12 protein-coding genes, 1 tRNA gene and 1 pseudogene are annotated in these 19,236 nt (G+C 63.9%); 5 read left to right on the plus strand and 9 right to left on the minus strand.

Translation table 11 applies throughout. The features are described from left to right. The first annotated feature begins 11 nt into the window (after positions 1-11). Positions 12-2,221, plus strand: a pseudogene (locus tag H2O14_RS15530) (FAD-dependent oxidoreductase). A 110-nt stretch (positions 2,222-2,331) separates the two neighbouring features. Here H2O14_RS15530 and H2O14_RS15535 read toward each other — a convergent pair. From H2O14_RS15535 to H2O14_RS15550, 4 genes are all read right to left on the minus strand, one after another. Further along, positions 2,332-2,643: a hypothetical protein gene (locus H2O14_RS15535; protein WP_409526954.1), complete on the minus strand. Its 312-nt coding sequence runs from the start codon at positions 2,641-2,643 to the stop codon at positions 2,332-2,334. After that, positions 2,594-2,830, minus strand: coding sequence for a hypothetical protein (locus tag H2O14_RS15540; RefSeq protein ID WP_182828364.1), 237 nt, complete (start codon positions 2,828-2,830; stop codon positions 2,594-2,596). Before H2O14_RS15540 ends, H2O14_RS15535 begins: the two co-directional genes overlap by 50 nt. Continuing rightward, entirely contained in the window at positions 2,811-3,137 is a 327-nt protein-coding gene (locus tag H2O14_RS15545; protein WP_246697409.1) for a nucleotidyltransferase domain-containing protein, read from the minus strand. Before H2O14_RS15545 ends, H2O14_RS15540 begins: the two co-directional genes overlap by 20 nt. 164 nt (positions 3,138-3,301) lie before the next feature. Next, complete coding sequence (locus H2O14_RS15550; RefSeq protein WP_182828365.1) at positions 3,302-4,291, minus strand: MBL fold metallo-hydrolase; 990 nt, start codon at positions 4,289-4,291, stop codon at positions 3,302-3,304. Positions 4,292-4,464: 173 nt separating this feature from the next. On the opposite strand from H2O14_RS15550, the gene H2O14_RS15555 reads away from it, so the two are divergent. Continuing rightward, positions 4,465-5,559 (plus strand): AI-2E family transporter, encoded by a 1,095-nt coding sequence (locus H2O14_RS15555; protein ID WP_182828366.1) that lies wholly within the window; start codon positions 4,465-4,467, stop codon positions 5,557-5,559. Between the two features lie 9 nt (positions 5,560-5,568). Continuing rightward, positions 5,569-6,657: a putative zinc-binding metallopeptidase gene (locus H2O14_RS15560; protein ID WP_182828367.1), complete on the plus strand. Its 1,089-nt coding sequence runs from the start codon at positions 5,569-5,571 to the stop codon at positions 6,655-6,657. A gap of 919 nt (positions 6,658-7,576) precedes the next feature. Here the strand turns inward: H2O14_RS15560 and pbpC are convergent. Both pbpC and H2O14_RS15570 read right to left on the minus strand, forming a co-directional pair. Continuing rightward, complete coding sequence (gene pbpC / locus H2O14_RS15565; RefSeq protein ID WP_182829399.1) at positions 7,577-9,598, minus strand: penicillin-binding protein 1C; 2,022 nt, start codon at positions 9,596-9,598, stop codon at positions 7,577-7,579. A gap of 66 nt (positions 9,599-9,664) precedes the next feature. Continuing rightward, the gene (locus H2O14_RS15570) at positions 9,665-15,124 is read right to left on the minus strand and encodes an alpha-2-macroglobulin family protein (protein ID WP_182829400.1); all 5,460 of its coding nucleotides are present in this window, start codon (positions 15,122-15,124) and stop codon (positions 9,665-9,667) included. Between the two features lie 351 nt (positions 15,125-15,475). Between H2O14_RS15570 and H2O14_RS15575 the strand changes: the two genes are divergently transcribed. Continuing rightward, positions 15,476-16,402 (plus strand): 1-phosphofructokinase family hexose kinase, encoded by a 927-nt coding sequence (locus tag H2O14_RS15575; RefSeq protein ID WP_182828368.1) that lies wholly within the window; start codon positions 15,476-15,478, stop codon positions 16,400-16,402. 184 nt (positions 16,403-16,586) lie between these two features. Here H2O14_RS15575 and H2O14_RS15580 read toward each other — a convergent pair. From H2O14_RS15580 to cpdR1, 3 genes are all read right to left on the minus strand, one after another. Continuing rightward, positions 16,587-16,661 (minus strand) — tRNA-Val (locus tag H2O14_RS15580). Positions 16,662-16,766: 105 nt separating this feature from the next. Next, the gene (locus tag H2O14_RS15585) at positions 16,767-17,234 is read right to left on the minus strand and encodes a YccF family protein (RefSeq protein ID WP_182828369.1); all 468 of its coding nucleotides are present in this window, start codon (positions 17,232-17,234) and stop codon (positions 16,767-16,769) included. Positions 17,235-17,565: 331 nt separating this feature from the next. Then, entirely contained in the window at positions 17,566-17,931 is a 366-nt protein-coding gene (gene cpdR1 / locus H2O14_RS15590) for a response regulator CpdR1 (protein ID WP_182828370.1), read from the minus strand. A gap of 244 nt (positions 17,932-18,175) precedes the next feature. On the opposite strand from cpdR1, the gene H2O14_RS15595 reads away from it, so the two are divergent. Beyond that, the gene (locus H2O14_RS15595; RefSeq protein WP_182828371.1) at positions 18,176-19,060 is read left to right on the plus strand and encodes an N-formylglutamate amidohydrolase; all 885 of its coding nucleotides are present in this window, start codon (positions 18,176-18,178) and stop codon (positions 19,058-19,060) included. Positions 19,061-19,236: the final 176 nt, after the last annotated feature.

Below are 19,236 nucleotides of genomic sequence, written 5' to 3' on the forward strand. Positions count from 1 at the left end.
GGGAGAGAGAGATGACTTACAAGAATTTCACCCTCGACATCGACGCCGATGGCGTAGCGCTCGTCACCTGGGACATGCCTGGCAAGAGCATGAACGTCTTCACGCTCGAGGTCATGGACGAGCTCGAGGCGATTCTCGCCGCTGTGGTCGCTGAAGCCTCCGTCAAGGGCGTGGTCTTCGCCTCCGGCAAATCCGCATTCTCGGGCGGCGCCGATCTCACCATGATCGAGGGTATGTTCTCGATGCTGGAGGAGGCGAAAGCCGCCGATCCCGCCGGCGCCGCGCAGAAACTCTTCGACGCCGCCGGCCGCATGAGCGGTCTCTGGCGCAAGATCGAAACCTGCGGCAAGCCCTGGGTCGCCGCCATCAACGGCACCTGCATGGGCGGCGCGACCGAGCTCGCCATGTCCTGCCACGCCCGCGTCGCCTCCAACGCCAAATCGGTCAAGATCGCGCTGCCGGAAGTCAAGGTCGGCATTTTCCCGGGCGCCGGCGGCACCCAGCGCCTGCCGCGCCTGATCAATACTCAGGACGCCCTGCAGATCATGACCACCGGCTCGGATATCACCGCTTCGCGCGCCAAGGCGCTCGGTCTGGTGCAGGAGGTCGTCGAGCCCGACAGACTGATCGAAGCGGCCAAGACGCTGATCAGGAACGGCGTCGATCCCGTCGCTCCCTGGGACAAGAAGGGCTTCAAGGCGCCGGGCGGAACCATCTGGTCGCCGCAGGGCGTGCAGCTGTTCTCGGCCGCCAACGCCATTCTGCGCCGGGAAACGCATATGAATTATCCGGGCGCAGAAGCGATCGTGAAATGCGTCTATGAGGGCCTGCAACTGCCCTTCGACCTCGCGCTCAAAGTCGAGCTGCGCTATTTCACCCAGATCCTCAACAATGTCTCGGCCCGCTCCATGGTCCGCTCGCTGTTCGTGTCGATGCAGGAGCTCGGCAAGGGCGCGCGGCGTCCGGCAGGCGTTGCGCTCACGAAATTCTCCAAGATCGGCGTGGTCGGCGCAGGCTTCATGGGCGCTTCCATCGCCTATGTGACGGCCCGGGCCGGCATTCCGGTGGTGCTGATCGACCGCGACCAGGCCGCCGCCGACAAGGGCAAGGCCCATTCGGAAGAGCTGATCAAGGGCGCGATCTCCAAGGGCAAGTCGACCAAGGAAGAAGGCGAGAAGCTCTTGTCGCTGATCACTGCGACCTCCGACTACAGCCAGCTGTCCGACGCCGATCTCGTCATCGAAGCGGTGTTCGAGGATCGCGGCGTCAAGAAGGCTGTGATCGAACAGGTCGAGGCTGTCCTGCCGGAAAGCTCGATCTTCGCCTCGAACACCTCGACGCTGCCGATCACCGGGCTCGCGGAAAATTCCAAGCGCCCCGAGCAGTTCATCGGCGTGCATTTCTTCTCGCCGGTCGAGAAGATGATGCTGGTGGAAGTCATCCTCGGCGAAAAGACCGGCGACAAGGCGCTCGCCGCCGCGCTCGATTATGTCGCCGCGATCCGCAAGACGCCGATCGTCGTCAACGACACGCGCGGCTTCTACGTCAATCGCTGCGTCTTCCGCTACATCAACGAAGCCTATGACATGCTGATCGAAGGCGTGCCGGCGGTGATGATCGAAAATATCGCCAAGGCCGCGGGCATGCCGGTCGGCCCTCTCTCGCTCAACGACGAAGTCGCCGTCGACTTGAGCCAGAAGATCATGAAGGCCTCGATCGCCGATTTGGGCGAGGCTTCGGTCAAGCCCGAGCACATGACGCTGATCGACAAGATGGTCGACGATCTCGACCGTCGCGGCCGCAAGAACGGCCGCGGCTTCTACGACTATCCCGCCAAGCCCGCCAAGAAATCGCTCTGGCCCGGCCTGAAGGATTTTTACCCGCAGAAGAAGGCGGAAGAGGTCGATGTCAAGACGATCAAGGACCGTCTGCTCGCCACCATCGCGCTGGAAGCCGCCCGCACCATGGAAGAGGGCGTCGTCACCGATCCGCGCGAGGCCGATGTCGGCTCCATCCTCGGCTTCGGCTTCGCGCCCTATACCGGGGAACGCTGAGCTATATCGACGGCATGGGCGTGAAAACCTTCGTGGCGCTCTGCGAGAAGCTGGCGGCCAGCTATGGCGACCACTTCAAGCCGACGCCCCTGCTCATCGACATGGCCGCCAAGGGCGAAACCTTCTACAGCCGCTTCAATCCGAAGCCGGTGAAGGCAGCTGCGTGACGTTTTTGGCGTCGGGGGCATCCCTCCCGGCGCGCCGTCTCCCTCGGGCTTGTCCCGAGGGTCTGTTGTCAGTTCTGCTATTCCTTCTCAGCGTAGGGCCAGAGGCCTTGTCAATCCGCCTCTTCAGCGCCGGGATCAAAACGTGACTTCAGTCGCCGTATGTCTGCCTGGAACATTGCAAAGGCTTCAAGAGCGTCGCTGACGCGCTCTTCTACGATCTCCGGATCGAGCGAGAGCCCATAGGAATTCCTCTGCCGATGCCGAAACGCCCGCAATCCGTCCAGTGCGCGATAGGTGCCATCTGAAAGCACGCGATCGCGAATGCCCGGATAGTCGTTGTGCATTCGCCGAAGCAGCGTTGCATGCCAGCCGTCATCGCGCGACACCGCATTGCCGTCGATCCTCGAAGCGACCGTTGACATAACTCGTTCGCATCCAGAGTAAAGCTTCTCTATCCCCGAAGCGAGGCCGCTGACAGCCAGCCCAGCGCATATGCGGCGCAAGGTCATTCTTCGTCAATTTATAGGTAGTCAGCGCCAGGCCCAGCATCTCCGCCTCGGCGGCAATTTCCCTGATGTCGTTGTCCAGATCAACGAAGATCGCCTGCATCGGTCACGGTCTCCAGGAAACGGTGGCGCCGATGCGCGGGGATTTCGTCGAGATAGACAACATCGAAGCGGAAGCCGGGCAGGCCGTCCTCCACAAGTCCTTCGATCTTGTATTTGAGGTGGCGCGGGCATGTAGTCACCAGCAGGTCGATGTCGGACTGCACGTTGAATTTGCCTGACGAGAGCGAACCGAAGATTTTTGCGTCGACTCCGATGTCAGCCAGACGCGCGACAAGCCGCTTCGTCAAGGATACTGCTGACGCTCTCCTCGCACCAAGATCCATATCGGACAAAACCGCAACGTTCATGACCCGCCTCTGCTTGCCCGGGGATTATTGGCCTGTCCGGCAAGCGAGTCAACTTTTGCCGCTTGCGTAGAATATTCCGCGTACTGGGCGGCGCTGTGAACACGACACATAGCCGCGAGACCGGCGAGACGATCACTCTCCCCGCCGATCTCCATCGATAAAGCTCAGAGCGCGAACTGATAGGTCGCCGGCGTGTATCGATAACCTTCGCCCTGCTTCTCGACATATCCCACCGCCGGGAACGGCATGTGATAGCCGATGAAGGCCAGCCGATCGGTGGCGACCATGTCGAACACCCGCTTGCGGGTCTCCGCCGCCTTGGCCTTGTCCATGTCGAATTTCACTTCCCAGTCCGGCCGCTGCAGCGACAGCACGAAGTGGTTGGCGGTGTCGGCGGTCAGGATCAGGCTCTGGCCCTCGCTTTCGAGGCGGTAGATCATATGCCCCGGCGAATGGCCGAAGGCGGCCATGCCGGTCACGCCCGGCGCCACATCGGCGTTGTCCTTGACGAAGGTGGCCTTCTCGGCCAGCGGCGCGATGTTCTTCATCACGCCTTTATGGCCGCCCTCCGCCGGCGTGCCCATGCGGGCAGGGTCCTTCCAGAAGGCGTATTCCGCCTCGCCGAACACATAGCGGGCATTCGCGAAAGCCGGCTTGCCGCCTTCCATCAGGCCGCTGATATGATCGCCATGCATATGGGTGATCACCACCAGCGTCACGTCCTCGGGCTTGTAGCCCGCCGCCTGAATGCCGGCGCGCAGCTGGCCCGCGCCCCATTCGCGCCCGCCTTCGCCCATGCCGGTGTCGAACAGGATGAGGTCGGAGCCGTTCTTCACCAGTACCGGCGAGAAGCCGTTGACGAATTTGTCGGTCGGCAGGAAATTGGCGGTCAGCAGCGCCGCCACGTCTTCCGGCTTCTGGTTGGTTCCGAAGGTTTCGTTCGGCTTGTCGGCGGCGCGCGTTCCGTCGCTGATGACGGTGACGTCCATGGCGCCGAATTTGAACGAATGGAAATGCGGTTGCTTCGCCGGCGTTTCCTGGGCGGCCGCGGTGGCCGGGTCGAGAAGCGACGTCGTCAGGATCGCCGGAGCGGCGATCGCCCCGGTTGCGGCGGTGGCGAACAGACTGCGACGCGATAGGGTCAGGATCGTCATGGCTTTTCTCCCTGGTTGGCCGACAGGTTTACGCGCGACCGCCGGAAAAGATCGGTCACATTCGTCTCACAGCTTCGTGAACGGTCCGGAGGACACTCGGAATTCGCCGCGTCTTTCCGGAACCAAACGCCGTCAGCCCCGTTGACGGGGCGGTATCGGGGATCGGCTCACTCATGCGCGCACGCGGCTTTCAACTCAAGACTATCCGGCTTGCTCCGCAGTCGGGCATAGACCAGGCGTCGGTAATCGGCGCGCGGATCGCGCAAATCCTCATTGCGCTGATCGTCGGCGTCGCGGCGCTGGATTACGCCGAGGTCATCCTCGCGCCGATCCTGCTCGGCGTGGTGATCGGCCTGATGTTCTCCCCGGTCGCCAAGGCGATCGAGCGACGTGGAATGCCGGCCTGGGTCTCGGGTCTCGCCATCGTCATCCTGTTCATCGCGCTGGTCGTCATTCTCGTCGGCGCGCTCGCCATGCCGCTGTCGGCCTGGGTCGACAAGGCGCCGCTGATCTGGGAAAGCCTCAAGCTGCATATCGCCGACTGGAAAGACATGATCTCGTCCTTCCAGGCCATGCAAAAGCAGTTGGGTTCGGCGATGGGCGAGACAGGCGGCGTCATGGTCAAGGTCGATCAGGGCGGCGGCGCGGTCGAAAGCGTGGTCACGCTCGGCCCCACCATCATCGCCGAGCTGCTGTTGTTTTTCGCCAGCATCTATTTCTTCGTCGCCACCCGCGACCAGTTCCGAGTCGCCGTGTTGAAGCTCTGCATCTCGCGTCGGGTCCGCTGGCGTATCGCACACTTCTTTCGCGACACCGAACTTCTGATCTCGCGCTATCTGATGACGATCACGCTGGTCAATATCGGTCTCGGTTGCGCCGTCGCCTTCTGTCTCTGGCTGGTCGGCATGCCGTCGCCGTTGCTTTGGGGCGTGCTTGCCGCCGTGCTCAATTATGTCGTCTATGTCGGCCCGGCGATGATGGCCATCCTGCTGGTCTGCATCAGCCTCGCCACCCGGCATGGCGGCGTCGACATTCTCACGCCGCCGGCCATCTATCTCGGCCTGCATTTCATCGAATCGCAATTCGTCACCACCCAGGTGCTCGGCGTCACCATGACCATGAACCCGTTCCTGGTGTTCCTGGCGCTGGCCTTCTGGATCTGGCTGTGGGGCCCCGTCGGCGGCTTCATCGCGGTTCCCTCGCTTCTCATCCTCTATGCCTTCATGCGCAACACCATCAAGATGCGCGATCGCGTCAGCACCGTTTGAGGTCCGCCCATGAAAATCTTCAAATGCCAGAATTGCGGCAACACGCTGCATTTCAACAACAGCATCTGCCTGAAATGCGGCTTGAAAGTCGGCTATATCGCCGATCTCGCCGAGATGTCGGCGCTCGAGGCGGAGGGCGACGCCTTTCGCGCCATGGCTGCGCCCGAGCGTCTGTTCATCACTTGCGACAATGCGGAGAACGCCGCCTGCAACTGGCTCGTCGACGCCGAGAGCGGCGACAATTTCTGCCTCGCCTGCCGCTATAATCTCACCATCCCCGATCTTTCCGTCGCGGATAATCTCGAGCGCTGGCAAAAGATCGAGCAGGCCAAGCGACATCTGTTCTATTCGCTGACCCGGTTCGAGCTGCCGATCCCGTCGCGCGCGGACGATCCGGAGCATGGCCTCGCTTTCGAGTTTCTCGCCGATGTCGTCGCCCCGGACGGGACAGTCGAGCCGGTGATGACCGGCCACGCCAACGGCCTGATCTCCATCAACATCGCCGAAGCCGACGACGCCGAGCGGGAGAAGCGCCGGACGTCGATGGGCGAGCCCTATCGCACGCTGATCGGCCATTTCCGCCATGAGGTCGGTCATTTCTACTGGGATCTGCTGGTCAAGGACGGTGATCGCCTCAATCGCTTCAAGGCGCTGTTCGGAGATCCCACCGAAGATTACGGCGAGGCGTTGCAGCGCCATTACGCCGAAGGCGCGCCCGCCGACTGGCAGGAAAATTACATCTCGGCCTATGCCTCCGCCCATCCCTGGGAAGACTTCGCCGAGACCTGGGCGCATTGCTTCCATATGGTGGACGGGCTGGAAACAGCGATGGTCTATGGCATCTCGCCCGAAATCGAGTTCCTGCCCGGCGCGGGCCCCAAGCCCGGTGCGCATTTCGACCCCTACAAGGCCACCTCGATCCGCCCCGTCACCGCCTCCTGGATCCCGCTGACCGTGGCCATCAACGCGCTCAATCGCAGCCTGGGCCAGCCGGATTTCTACCCCTTCGTGCTGACCGGCAAGGTCATCACCAAAATCGATTTCGTCTTGAGGTTGATCGTGTCGGCGCAGAAGGAACAGGATCAGGAAGCGGCGTGAGAGGGTAGGGCGGCTTCTCTTCTGGGAATGGATGTCGCGCACCGCCCTTCATCCCCCTGCCGGGACCTTCTCCCCGCGCATGCAGGGAGAAGGAGGATTGTGGCAATGCCGGCTCTCCATCGCCTTTCTCCCCGCATGCGCGGGGAGAAAGTGGCGGCAGCCGGGTGAGGGGCGAAGCAGGCCGTCAACCGCAAACGGAACCCTCACCACCGTCATGCTCGGGCCTGTCCCCAGCAGCTGCAACGCTTTGATTTTGCTCGCTGGCTCAGATCCTCGGCCCAGGGCCGAGGACGACGGCGGAGTGGAGGAAAACCCCTCCCCAACCCCTCCCCACAAGGGGGAGGGGCTTAAGCTGCCTCACCCTCCAAAACCCAAGCGACCTCTCGTCCGCAGCGCTGACCTGTGGCGCGCCGGCGGCAGCCCTGAGTTAAGCCCCTCCCCTTGTGGGAGGGGTGGGGGAGGGCCTTCCTCAAAAAATCCTCCTCCCGAAAATATTTTCATCCCCCACCATCTCACCGCCCTTGTCCTCGTCTCGTCCTGTCATCGGCTACACCGCGAGGCGTCGCGGCGAGATGTGGCCGGCGCTGGGGAAGGGGGACGACGTGAACTCTCTTTCTCCGGGGCTTCGAGAAACGACGACCCCGAAGACTGGGGACTTGGCGTGAAAGCGTCCCCCAGGGTGGCGTCTCGCAAGGGACGTCATAGTAAGGCCCGCTTTAGAGGCGGATTACCCGCAGGCTCGACCTGCGGCGACGAGCGTCAAGTTCGAGGCACAAACCGCCGAATGCGGGGCGCGATGAGCGTCACTATAAATTCAACTTAACGAGGCGTTCTTCGCGCCCCGGCCGAGCCCTTTGGGCGAAGCGAGAGAATGACTGACAACTCCGGGCGGGAGCGCGCTGCGGAGCGATTTGGCGCGTCAACGCAGGAAGACGCGTACGGTGGAGGCGCGGCCGACCGCGTCGATGACGGTCAGGGTCGAATAGCCGGCCCCGTCGGGACGCCATTCGAAATTGCGCTTTCGGCTCGATCCATCCATCGGCCGACCATTGGCGAGCAAACGGAAGGGCGGGCGGCCGCCCTGCAGCTTGAGCTGCAGCGGCATGGCGTCGTCGCCGCCGAGCGCGAGGTCGACTTCCGCGCCTTCGGGCGGATAGACGATTTTCGGTGCGGGCTCGCGGGCGGAGAAGGAGACGAGGCCGTTGCCGGTCAGCGCAAAGCGCTTGAGGCTCGCGGGCAGCTCCGCCTCGCTCAGCCGGAAGGCGCCGGCCGGCGCGGGCGGCAGCGCGGTCTGGGCGAGTTTGGCCTTGGCGAAGGCTTCGAAGAGAATGGGGGCGGCGGTCTGGAAGCCGGATATGCCGGGAATGGCGGCGTTGTCGGCGCGGCCCACCCAGACGCCGAGCACATATTTGCCGTCGTAACCGATGGTCCAGGCGTCGCGATAGCCATAGGAGGTGCCGGTCTTGTAGGCGAGGCCGCGCGGAACGGCGCCGAGCGGCGGCCGCATGCCCGAGAGCACGTCCGACACCTGCCAGGCGGCGATCGGATCCATGATCGGTTCGGCCTCGATCACGCCTGGCTGCTCGCGGACGCCGTCGCCGAGTTTGACCGGAAAACCGCGATTGGCGAGCGCGGCATAGAGCTGAACGAGATCGCGCAGGCTGACGCCCGCGCCGCCGAGCGCGATCGCCAGCCCCGGCGCTTCGCCCTGCGGCAGCCTGGGATTGACGCCGGCGCGGCGGAAACGGCTGGTCAAACGCGTCGGGCCGACCGCTTCGAGAAGCTTCACGGCGGGCACGTTGAGGCTCATCTGCAGCGCTTGGCGGATTGTCACGTCGCCCTGATAGCTCATGTCGAAATTCTTCGGGCGGTAACCGAAGAAATCGGCAGGCCGGTCCTCGATGATCGTCTGCTGGGCGATCATGCCCTGCTCGAAGGCAAGGCCATAGATGAAGGGTTTCAGCGTCGAGCCCGGCGAGCGCAGCGTCCGGGTCATGTCGATCCAGCCGGAGCGGGAGCCCTCGAAATAGTCGGCCGAGCCGACCTCGGCGAGGATGGCGCCGGTGCGGTTTTCGGCCAGCAGCAGCGCCACCGAGATCTTCGGCCCCAGCCGGTCGGCGGCGTCGCGGGCCACGATCTCCAGCGCCGCCTGTGCGTCGCGCTTCAGCGTCGTCTGATGGCTGAGCGCGCGAGGGTCCTTGCGGATGGCGGCTTCGGCGAGATGGGCGGCGTAAGCCGGCAGCTGCCGCCGCGTCTTGGGAACCGGGGCCAGCCGGGCGCGGCCGGCCTCGCCTTCGCCGATCACCGTGGCGACGGCGAGCCGGGTCAGCACCCGTTCGCGGGCCGCTTCGGCATTGGCGGGAAAGCGATCGGGCCGCCTGCGCTCCGGCAATTGCGGCAGCGCGACGAGAAGGGCGGCCTGCGCCACCGTCAGCCGCTTGGGCTCCTTGCCGAAATAAGCGAGGCTTGCGGCGCGCACGCCTTCGAGATTGCCGCCGAAGGGGGCGAGGTTGAGATAGAGATCGAGGATCTCGGCCTTGCTCAGCCGCTTCTCGATCTGGGCGGCGCGGGCGATCTGGATCAGCTTTGCGGCAATCGAACGGTCCTTGCGCGGCTCGATCAGCCGGGCGACCTGCATCGACAGGGTCGAGCCGCCCGAGACGATGCGGCCATGGGCGGCGAGCTGGCCGGCGGCGCGGCCGAGCGCCCAGAGGTCGACGCCGCGATGTTTCTCAAAACGCTGGTCCTCATAGGCCACCAGCATGCGAAGATAATGCGGGTCGACATCGACTGACGTCACCGGCAGGCGCCACTTGCCGCCACTGGTGGTGAAGGCGCGCAGCAATTGGCCGTCGCGGTCGAGCACCTGTCGCGAGCGCTCCATCGCCGCCTCGAGCGGCGGCGGAAAAGCCCGGTCGGCCTCGGCGAGCCCGTAGACCATCCCGGCTGACAAAGCAGCCTGGAGGGCGACGAGCGCGCCGAAGAGTTTTGCCGTCCGGGCCAAGGCTCAGTCCTTCGCGACCTGCATCCGGCCCGCGGCGGTGCGGGCGGACAGCTGCGGACGATACATGTCCTCCACGGTCGCCGCCGGGTGGTCATAGACGCCCGGATTGGTGGCCCGGACGACATAAGCGAGCGTGAAGTCGTTGCTGTCGCCCGGGGCATGGTCGAGGGCGGCCAGGAAGCGGTCGTAGCGGAATTCGAGATGGGCGGCCTGGGTCTCGGGCAGCCAGTCGAAATTGGACAGCGAGGCGGAATTGACGAGACCGGGATTGTCGATCTCGAAACCGGCCGGCAGCATGTCGGAGACCATGATGCGACTCATCCAGTCGTTGGCCTGCTTCACCGTGAGCACCACGACATAGCGCTCGTTCTGCCTGACCTCGCTCGGATTGGCCTCCTCGCCGTCCAGCGTGTAATAGGCGCGGGAAATCTCGAAGCCGTCGCCGCCGGCCGGCAGCGGCTCCTTCGGCGAGGCGACGGTGGTGATCATCGCCGTTACCGGCTCACTGGCCTCGTTGCGCAGCGTGATCGGCTCTGCGGTCAGCGCGTCGCCGGTCAGCCTGTCGCGCCAGCCGCCGGTCTTCAAGGCACCGTTGACGCTGACGCGGATCGACTGGTCCTGATCCTTGAGCGCCCGGGCCGCCAGCACCATCCAGGATTCCTCCTGGGTGGAGGTGTAGCGGGTCTGGCCCCATTCGCGGCCGACGAGGTCGGTCATGGCGGGCGTGATGGCGCTTTGCGGGCGGCTTTCGGCGGCCAGCGCCAGGATGGCGGCGCTGTCGCGCAGGTTGGAACCATAGTCGGAGCGGGCCCAGTTGACGCTGGTCAGGCCGGCCGAGAGATTGGCGACTTCGGCGAAGATCCGTTCGGAGCGCTGGTGATCGCCGTAGAGCGCGAGCGCTGCGGCGATATGGGCCTTGGCGAGCTGGGTCGGGAACTGATCCAGCATCGTGTCGGCGTAATAGCGCAGATCGCTGATCGCGGCCTTGCGGTTGCGGGCCAGCACATAGAGCGCATAGGCCATCTGATTGCCGCGGTCGACGACATTGGTGTCGTAAGCCAGCTGGTTTTCGAGATTGTCCAATGCGGTGGCCAGCGCCTGTTCCGGCACTTCGAACTTCTGTTCGCGAGCCCGGGTCAGGAAGTCGGTCACATAGGAATCGAGCCAGAAATCGCCGGAGCCGGGCGACCACAGGCCGAAACTGCCGGAGGACGACTGATAGGACAGAACGCGCTGGATGGCGTCCTGCACCCGCTTCTTGACCTCGCCGTCGTCTGCGAGGCCGGCGGCGGAAGAGAGATCGCTGAGATAGAGCAGCGGCATCGCCCGGCTGGTGGTCTGCTCGGCGCAGCCATAGGGGTAGCGGTCGAGCGTCATCAGAAGCGAGGCGATGTCGAAGCTCGGATTGCGGGTCAGGTTCACCGAGACGGAGGCGCCCTGCATGATCGAATTGGCGAGCAGCTGGTCGTCGACCAGCAATTGCCGGCCGGGCTCGATCCGCACCATGCGCCGTTCGGTCATCGGCGGCGTCGAGGGCCGCACGGTGATATCGAGCGCCTGGGTGAAGCGTTCGCCATTGGGGCCATTGAGCGCGATGTCGATCTGGCCGGTTCCCGGTTCGCCGCCGGTGATCGGCAGCGTGACGTTGGCCTTGCCTCCGGCCGCGAGCGTGATCGGCGCCTGATCCGCCTTGGACAGGACGGAGACCAGCGCGCCGCCATCGACGTCGAGCGTATAGTCGCCAGCCGGAGCATCGGTGTTGGCGATGTCGAGCCTGAGCTCGGCCTGATCGCCGGGGGCGAGGAATTTCGGCATGGCGGCGGTCACCACGACGGGGTCGCGGATGATCACGTCGCGGCTGGCGTGACCCAGGCCCGACTTGGTCCAGGCCACCGCCATCACGCGGGCCGTGCCGTTGAACTGCGGAATGTCGAAGCTGACTTTCGCTTTGCCCTCGGCGTCCAGCGTCACGGGACCGGCGAAGAAGGCCACCAGCTTTTCGGTCGGCGGCTTGCCTTGCAGCGCGGTCTCCGCGCCATCGCCGCCGGTGCGCAGGCGTCCGGTCGCGCCGAGCGAGCCGTCGATCAGCCGGCCATAGAGGTCGCGGATTTCGACGCCCAGACGGCGCTGGCCGAAATACCAGTCTTCGGGATTCGGCGGCTCATAGCCGGTGAGATTGAGAATGCCGACATCGACGGCGGCGACCGTGACATAGGCTTCCTCGCCGATACCGGCGCCCTGAACGGCGACGGAAATGTCGAGCGGCTGGCGCGGCAGGGTCTTTTCGGGGGCGTCGAGGGTCATGGCGAGCTTGCGGTCGCCGGGGTCCACCGCCAGCCATTTGACGCCGATGGCGCGCATGGGCATGCGGCTTTCGCTGCTGTCGCCGGGGCGGAAGAGGGTGGCGGTCACATAGGCGCCGGCGCCCATCTCTGCGGTGACGGGAATGTCGATCTCGCCGCCGTCCTTGCCGATCGTGGCGGTGAGCGAGGTCACGAGGCTTTCTGTGCCGACATTGACCAGCGCTTCGCCTGCGAAACGGGAGGAGACGCGCAGCTTGGCGGTGTCGCCGACCTTGAAGCTCTCCTTGTCGAACGCGATTTCGAGGCCGTCGGGCGTCTCGGTCGATGTCGCCGCCACGAACCAGCCGGCGTCGAATTCGACGGAGCTCGCGGGTCCTTCGGCGGTTGCGCTTTCGATTTCGAGGCGATAGCGGCCCCAGGCGACCGGCGTGGCTATCTCGCCGCCGTCTGCGGTCAGGTCGAGCTTGCCGTTGGCGACCTGCTTGGTGTTGGTGACTGGCTCATAGCGCCAGCCGGAGCCGTCGCGATACCATTGATAATTGCGCTCGATCTGCACGAGCTTCCAGATCAGGCCCGTCGCGGCCTGCTTCCGGCCGTCGCGGTCGAGCGAGACGACATGGAACTTGGCGAGCGAATTCTCCGGCACTTCGCCGTCGAATTCGGGCTTGACGCCGATCATCTCGTCGCCGGTCCGAACCGGCAGCGTCAGATTGCGCTCGACGGCGCGGCCGCCGGCTTCACGCATGCGGATGCTGATCTTGGCGTCGAGGAATTGAGTGGTCGAAGGCAGCGCGGGAAGATCGACGGGGATCGCCGCCTTGCCCTGCTCGTCGAGAACAGGCAGACCCTCCAGGGTGTTGCGGCTTTCGTCGATCGCTTCCTCGTCGGCGAGGCCGAACTGGTATTTCGGGAAGGCTTCGCTGGTGCGGGTCGGCTTCAGCGAAATCTCGCCTTCGAGCTCCAGGCCGGCGCCCGGCGCGCCGTAGAGATAGCGGCCGTCGATGTCGACGGTGACGGGCTTGCCCGGTTCGATCGCCGTGTCGGCGGTGGTCATGTCGAATTCGATCCGGTCGGGCGTAAAATCCTCGACCAGGAAAGTCTGCTCGCGGATCGACGGCTGGTTCGGGTCGGTATGGACGCGCACCGTCCAGGCGCCGCGCATCGCGGTCTCCAGCATCGGCAGGTCGACGGCGTAGCCGCCCAGCGCGCCGCCGGTTTCCACCAGACGCCGGTCCTCGACACCATCAGGGCGGGTGACGATGAAGGTCAGCGGCAGTTTATCGATCGCCTTGCCTTCGATGTCGCGGGCCAGCGAGGCGAGATGCACGGTTTCGCCGGCGCGGTAGATGCCGCGTTCGGTCCAGGTCAGCACATCGACGGCGCCGGGCGCGGTGCGGCCGGTGACGCCGCGGTCGGAAAGGTCGAAGCCGGCGCGGGTCATGTCGAGGAAGACATAGTCGCCGGCGCCGTTCTGGGCGGTCAGAATGGCCGGGGCCATGGCGGCGGAGCCGCGCATCAGGCCGGCGGAGAACACGGCTTGGCCCTGCGCGTCGGTGGTGGCGCTGCCCAGCACTTCATTGTTGCGGGCGAGCAGATTGAGGGTCACGCCGGCCAGCGGCTTGGCGGAGGCCAGCGAGCGGGCGAAGACATGCAGCCCGTCGGTTCCGGCATAGGTGGTCAGGCCGGTGTCGGAGACCACGAACCATTGGGTGGCCTTGCTGTCCCAGTCGTTGGTCTGCGCCTGGCTGGCGGTCGCGGTCAGCACATAGACGCCGGGCTTGCGCTCGGGGATCGCCTCGTCGACCGGGAAGGAGGTGACGACCTCCTTGTTGAGTTCGGGGGCGACGACGATGTCGCCGCTCCAGACGAGCTGGCCCTGCTCGCTCTCGATCTGGGTGGCGCGGTAGCCGTCGACCTGAGTGAGGAAGGCCGAATTGTAGAGGATCGAGGCGATGTTGCGGTCGCCGATGCGGTAGAGCTTCAGCTGGGCGCTGTCGGTGTTGATCGAGACGAGCGGAATGCCGCGGCGTGCGGTGGAGGGCAGCACGAAACTGTCGCCGGTGAAACGCACGGTCGGGGCGCGATCGCGGACATAGATGTCGAGATCGACCTGCTGGCGCAGCGCTTCCTCGACCGAGGACGGCAGTCCCTCGCGCAGCGCCAGCTTGTAGCGCTCGCCATGCTTGAGATCGCCGACGCAGATTTCCGACCCCTTGGCGTCGACGGATTTGGGCGCCGCGCCATTGAGGGTGACGAAGGACGTGTAGTCGACGCCCGCCTTGACCAGAGGCTCGGAAAACTGAACGCAGGCGCGCGGATCGGCGCTGTCGGCGTCGGTGGTGTTGCCGGTGACGCGGAAGCCGTAACGCTCGATATAATCGGCGAGCGCCAGCTTGACGGCGGGATCCTCGACGAGCGCGAGGCTGGCCTTCAGCGCATTGATGCCGTCGCGGAACAGCTGGTTGTTTTCATAGGCCTTGGCGAGGGCTGCGAGCGCCTGGGCGCGTTGGGTGCGGGTGCGGCTCAGCTGATAGGCGTTGACCGAGGCCGACAGGCCGTCGGCATTGACCGACCAGTCCTGATTGGAGCGGCCGGCGATCCCGGCCATTTCGAGCCAGAGATCGATATTGTCGGGCTGCTGGATGAGCGCGCTCTTGAAGGTGGCCATGGCGTGCGGATAGACGCCGTTCGCCGCATCCTGACGGGCGATGACGAGCAGCGCCTCGACGCTCAGGCCCGACTGGCCCTCGGCCACGGCCAGTTGCTCCTTCTGGCGAGCGGCGTCGTTTTCCTGCTGAGTGGTGATGAACGGCATCTTGGGCGCCGCGCCGAGATCGGGCTCGCTTTGCGCTTGGGTCTCGGTCACGACGATCTTGCCGGCCACCGCGCCGGGAAACGCGTTCATCTTCTTGAAATCGGACTTCAGGAAGCACCACTTGGCCTTGGTGTTGTAGGTGAAGGCCTTGCATTGCTCGTCGTCGACGCAGACCTGCTTGCATTCGTCCAGCGAGACGTTCTGCACGGTGCGAAGGTCGAAGCCGAAATAGTCGGCGTCCTTGACGGTGACCACCTCTCGCGTTTCCGCCGCCATGGACGGCGCAGGCGCGACGAGGAGCGTTGACATGAGAAGGGACGTCCAGAGAAGCGCGCGGGTCACGATCTATTCTCCCATCAAGAGCCCTGGAGGGGGCGCAGTGTTCGAGGCGGTCAGTCAGTCGAGTTCGAAGGGAGAGATGTGACGGGCCGATCGGGATTGCGCAGGCTTTTCAGTCGCGGCTCATCCGAAACAGGCAGATCGTCGTCGTCCCCCTCGTCGACAGTTTCCGATCTTTCGTAGCACAGACGGCCAACGGTTCTAATATATTCGCCGGCCCACCCAAAAATAATTGATCGGGAGCGGTAATGCCCCGTTCGTCTTGACCAGAATCAAGGAAGCCTGTGGCCCGTCCCCGCCAGACTGCAGGCGCAGGGATCGTGTCAGCTTTCATCAACGCCTCTTCAGGAGCGCCGCATGCGCATTTTCGCCATCGCCCTCAATCCCACCCTCGACGTGTCGAGCGATGCGATCCGCGTCGTGCCGACGCACAAGGTCCGGACGCGAAATCAGCGTCTCCATCCCGGCGGCGGCGGCGTCAATGTCGCCCGCGTCGTGCTGGAGCTCGGCGGCGCGCCCGAATTGATGATCCTGTCCGGCGGAGCGACAGGCGCTCTGCTCGAAGATGCATTGGGGCGGTTGCCGATCCCTCTCGACCTTGTGCATGTCAAGAGCCCGACCCGCATCGCGACGATGGTGCATGAGGAGGAGACGGGGCTCGAATACCGCTTCGTGCCCGAGGGCGACCCGCTCAGCGAACACGAAGCGCTCTCGGCATTGCAAAGGCTCGAAACGGTGAGAGACGCGTTCATCGTGGCGAGCGGCAGCCTGCCGCCAGGAGCGCCCGTCGACACTTATGCGCGCATGGCCGCGATCGCCCGTGGGAACGGCAGCCGGTTCGTGCTCGACACGTCCGGCCCGGCGCTCGCGGCGGGCCTTTCGGGCGAGCCGGTCTTCTTCGTCAAGCCGAGCCTCAGTGAAATGGAGGGGCTGATCGGCGCCAGGCTGGAAAAAGCCGACGCCGAGGCCGCGGCGCTGGAACTGGTGGGCAAAGGCCGCGCCCGCTATGTGGCGGTGACGCTCGGCGCGGAGGGCGCCATCCTGGCCGGTCCCGAAGGCGCGCTCCGGCTCGCGAGCCCTAAGGTGGAGGTGCGCTCGGCGGTCGGGTCGGGCGATTCCTTCGTGGGCGCTTTCGTCTGGGCGCTGTCGGAAAAAAAAGATGCAGGCGAGGCGTTTCGCTGGGCGATCGCCGCCGGCGCGGCGACGGCGATGACGTCGGGAACCGATCTCTGCAGCAAGGGCGACATCGAATCACTGATGAAGCGAATCACGACGACGACGTGATTCGGCTGTCGGATTCGTCTCGACCCGTCCGGCGGGAGAAAAGTTGGGAGATTGCGGATCCGACGTCGAGAAACGTGCGGAGGCCTGAAGCAGCTGCCGCCCAGGCTCTTGGCTTTTTGAACCTGAGCCCGGAAACGGAGAAGCCCGCACAGGGCGGGCTTCTCAACGTTTTCAGTAATAAGGATGGTGGGCGTGACAAGGATCGAACTTGTGACCCCTACGATGTCAACGTAGTGCTCTCCCGCTGAGCTACACGCCCATCCGATGTCGGCGCATAGACCACAGTACCCTTTGCGCGTCAATAGATTTTTTCGGATCCTGTGAATTCTTTGCGACGAAACCCTCAGGCGGCCTTCCTCTTGGTTCAAGCCCTATAGGCCGCCAGCACTCTTGCAGCCTTGTCTTCCCGCACCGCTTTCGCCAGCTCCAAGGTGACGACCCGCCGGCCCACGGGCCAAAGCGAGATCGCCGCCAGTTTGAAGCACTGCAATCCGAACGGAATCCCGATGATGGTCATGCAATAGACGATGCCGTGCAGCACATAAGCGAGGAAAAGAGCCAGTCCAAACGTACACGCCCAAATGACGTTGAACAGGAAGCCGATCGCGCCCGTTATCGCCGTTCCCGTGGAAAGCGTCTTGTTGTCGAGATCGCGGATATGAACCACGTCTTTGCCGAATGGCCATGCCGACAGTTTGGCCATTTCAATCGCGGCCCGGGTCAAGGGCAGCCCAACAATCGATATGGCGAAGACCAACGCGCCAACGAGCCAAATGAGCGCTGTCACCGCGCCGCCAAATACAAACCAGATCACGTTTCCGGCAAATCTCATTACATCCCCCAGAAGTTGAAGCTGCGTTCTAGGTCAACCTCATAGGGGCAGGCAAGCACCAAAGCGTCGGGTTCGTGTCGAATTCAAATATCGCCAAACCGAAAAAGCCGCCTCTTTTCAAAGGCGGCCTGCTCAGATCGGAACAACTGGTCGTGGCCGGTACACGGCGCACATTGGGGGATCGAACTCTTGCGAGCACGATCGGCTTGCAATCGCAACAAAGGGTCTATACCGCCGAGCGACGCGTCCACGCAGTTTCGTTGCATGGGCCGCATAGTCTTCGCGCGACGACAGCCTTTATCCGCATCCGTGAATTCTTGCGACGAAACCCTCAGGCGGCCGTCAGCATCTTGTTGACCTCGTCGACGAGGTCGCGAAGGTGGAAGGGCTTGGACAGGACCTTGGCGTCCTTTGGGGCGTTGGAGTCCGGATTGAGCGCCACGGCGGCGAAACCGGTGATGAACATGACCTTGAGATCGGGGTCGAGTTCGGTGGCGCGGCGCGCCAATTCGATGCCGTCCATCTCCGGCATCACGATGTCGGTCAGGAGCAGCGAGAAGGGTTCTTCCCGAAGACGGTCATAGGCGCTGGCGCCGTTGTCGTAGGAGATCACCTTGTATCCGGCTTTCTCCAGCGCCTTCACCAGAAAACGGCGCATGTCGTTGTCGTCTTCGGCGAGAAGGATTTTCTGGCTCATATTTTTGTGTACCCGTTGTCACTCAAACTCGAACGCTTTTTCTACCCGGACTCTAGGGGCGCCGGAGTAAAAATCCCGTGAATGTTTCGCCTTTCGCGGGTCTTTGTCAAATCGGCGCGCCGCGCCTGTGGATGACGCGATTTTGCCGCCGGTTCGACGAGGACTTGGCGCTGCGGCTGGACTTGTCCCGTCGGCGCTGGCAACATGACAGAATGATGATTTGGGTCGAGGGCCGATTTTTCGCATGGTATGGGATTTTCGGGAGGGGGAATTATTCGAGATCCGGGAGCCTGACGACCATCAGATTCCGCTCGTCCTCAATTCTCCCCATAGCGGCCGCATCTATCCGCGCGCATTCGTGGAAGGTTCACGCCTCGACACTCTGAGCCTGCGCCGCTCGGAGGATCACTTCGTCGACGAATTGTTTTCGGGCGGGGTGTCGCTGGGCGCGCCGATGCTGAAGGCGCATTTTCCGCGAGCCTATGTCGACGTGAACCGTGAGCCCTACGAGCTCGACCCGCGCATGTTCGACGGGCCGCTGCCGCCTTACGCCAACACGGCGTCGGTGCGCGTGGCCGGCGGGCTGGGCACGGTGCCGAAAATCGTTGCGGAAAATATGGAGATCTATGGACGGAAACTGCCGGTAAACACGGCGCTCGATCGCGTGGAGCATATCTACAAGCCCTATCATACGGCGTTGCGCCGGCTGATCGCCCGCACGCATGCGCGTTTCGGCCGCGCCATCCTGATCGACTGCCACTCTATGCCGGGCAATATCCGCATCACCGGCAGCGGTATGCGGCCAGACGTGATCATCGGCGACCGCTACGGCACCTCCGCCTCGTCCGAGCTGTCGCGGCTGGCGCTGAAGCTGCTCGAGGATCTCGGTTTTGCCGCAGTGCGGAACAAACCCTATGCCGGCGGCTTCATCACCGAACATTATGGCCGGCCGGCGCGCGGCCTGCATGCGCTGCAGATCGAAATCAACCGCTCGCTGTATATCGACGAGACGACTTTGGAGAAACGTCCAGACTTCGCCAAGGTGGCCGGGGCGATGCGGCAGTTTCTCGAGAATCTCGCAACGGAAGTCAGCGTTCCCCAGGTTTCCACGGCTTACGCTGCGGAGTGACATTGCTCCATCACGTCCAGGGCTCAAAAAAACCGCGCTGTGAGCGCGGTCAAGTCTAGGGAGGAAACACCCAAGGAGGGCATTTACAGCCGGTAAGGACTGTAAGAAAAAGATAACTGCTGCAGCGCAAAAAAGTCAACAGAAATGATGAACGAAAAATGACATAATTTGCATCT

It is taken from the genome of Rhizobium sp. G21, from assembly GCF_014158035.1.
Taxonomy (GTDB): Bacteria; Pseudomonadota; Alphaproteobacteria; order Rhizobiales; family Rhizobiaceae; genus Rhizobium_E.

Excerpts from the sequence above, each read along its gene's own strand:
- H2O14_RS15595 (WP_182828371.1), top strand. The coding sequence starts at position 18,176 with ATGGTATGGGATTTTCGGGAGGGGGAATTATTCGAGATCCGGGAGCCT.
- H2O14_RS15535 (WP_409526954.1), bottom strand. The coding sequence starts at position 2,643 with ATGTCAACGGTCGCTTCGAGGATCGACGGCAATGCGGTGTCGCGCGAT.
- H2O14_RS15555 (WP_182828366.1), top strand. The coding sequence starts at position 4,465 with ATGCGCGCACGCGGCTTTCAACTCAAGACTATCCGGCTTGCTCCGCAG.
- H2O14_RS15540 (WP_182828364.1), bottom strand. The coding sequence starts at position 2,830 with ATGCAGGCGATCTTCGTTGATCTGGACAACGACATCAGGGAAATTGCC.
- H2O14_RS15575 (WP_182828368.1), top strand. The coding sequence starts at position 15,476 with ATGCGCATTTTCGCCATCGCCCTCAATCCCACCCTCGACGTGTCGAGC.
- cpdR1 (WP_182828370.1), bottom strand. The coding sequence starts at position 17,931 with ATGAGCCAGAAAATCCTTCTCGCCGAAGACGACAACGACATGCGCCGT.
- pbpC (WP_182829399.1), bottom strand. The coding sequence starts at position 9,598 with ATGGTCTACGGGCTCGCCGAGGCCGACCGGGCTTTTCCGCCGCCGCTC.
- H2O14_RS15585 (WP_182828369.1), bottom strand. The coding sequence starts at position 17,234 with ATGAGATTTGCCGGAAACGTGATCTGGTTTGTATTTGGCGGCGCGGTG.
- H2O14_RS15560 (WP_182828367.1), top strand. The coding sequence starts at position 5,569 with ATGAAAATCTTCAAATGCCAGAATTGCGGCAACACGCTGCATTTCAAC.
- H2O14_RS15550 (WP_182828365.1), bottom strand. The coding sequence starts at position 4,291 with ATGACGATCCTGACCCTATCGCGTCGCAGTCTGTTCGCCACCGCCGCA.
- H2O14_RS15545 (WP_246697409.1), bottom strand. The coding sequence starts at position 3,137 with ATGAACGTTGCGGTTTTGTCCGATATGGATCTTGGTGCGAGGAGAGCG.